The 1,146-nt window shown below is 71.9% G+C and carries 2 protein-coding genes; both read right to left on the bottom strand.

Going from position 1 to position 1,146, the window contains the following annotated elements; genetic code table 11:
• A partial coding sequence (locus AB0N07_RS51630) for a hypothetical protein (RefSeq protein ID WP_365848005.1) occupies window positions 1-346 on the bottom strand: 346 nt, incomplete at its 3' end.
• The coding region (locus AB0N07_RS51625; protein ID WP_365848003.1) for a hypothetical protein at window positions 343-1,146 on the bottom strand (804 nt) is incomplete at its 5' end. The genes AB0N07_RS51625 and AB0N07_RS51630, both read right to left, overlap by 4 nt.

Here is a 1,146-nt window from a genome sequence, read left to right as displayed (position 1 = left end):
ACCACCAGGCGGCCCTGGCCACCAGCCGGCCGTGCTCCTCCCAGCGGCCTCGCAGCGCGCGCCCCAGCTCGAGCCAGGATCGGACGAGGAGCAGCGAGCCGGCGGCCAGCAGCACGGTGCTGAGCAGCACGCCGGGCAGGTAGACCCGCAGCGGGTTGAGCAGGGTGGTCCCGGAGAACACCGAGTCGGGCGTCATCGGCAGCCATCCCACGCCCCAGGAGCCCACCGTGATGAGCACGGACGCCCACGTGCCCCGGTGGACGGCCGCCTCCGGCTCGGGCTGCGCCGCCACGCGGCTCGGACGGGGCCGTCGGGCGCCGGTCGTCGCGGAGGCGGCGGGCCTCACTCCCCCGGCTCCACGGGTCGAGGGGCGCCACGGAGCCGGGCCAGGCCGGCGCGTACGGCGGGGCGCACGTGCCAGTGGTCCTTCACGAACCGGCTGGTGCGGCGGTCCACGACGAGGATCCACAGCAGACACACGGCGGAGACGATCAAGGACACGGCCTTGACCTGGTCCGCGATGTCCAGGAACTGCCAGGTGAAGAGCTGGTCCGACGCGCCGAACGCCAGGAAGTAGCCGACCGTGAACACGACCCACTTGATCTGCCAGTTGTCCCGGATGCCGATCACGGCGAAGAACGGCAGCAGCCACAGCAGGTACCAGGGCTGGATGATGGGCGAGAGGATCACCAGCGCGGTGAACGCCCAGGTCATGCGCGTCATCACGCGGTCCTGGCGGCCGAGGAACATCAGGGCCAGCACGATGAGCACCGAGAGCGCGCGTCCGGCGGTCTTGTACACGCCCTCGACGGCCTGCACGTCCGCCCCCTGTCCGAGGAGCTCGCTCGCCCCCACCGTGATGAGGGACAGCATGCCGATCGGCCCCCACGGCACGGTGCCCGTGCCCGTGCCGACCATGACGGCCACCCAGCCGAAGCCGAAGCCGTTGAGCACGCCCACCACGGCCATGAGGCCGATGGAGATCACGGCGGTGAGGGCCCAGTAGGCGAACCGCCGCGGCCATCGGGCCGTCGGACCGGCCCACAGCAGGCCGATGAACGGGAGGAGCACGAGGGTGATGGGCTTGATGCCCAGGGACAGGGTGACCAGCACGACGCCGGCCACCCCCCACGCGATGGACTGCCC

The sequence above is a fragment of the Streptomyces sp. NPDC051172 genome (assembly GCF_040682555.1).
Taxonomy (GTDB): domain Bacteria; phylum Actinomycetota; class Actinomycetes; order Streptomycetales; family Streptomycetaceae; genus Streptomyces.
The sequence above is the reverse complement of the archived record's forward strand: the minus strand, read 5'-3'. Positions and strand labels throughout refer to the sequence as shown.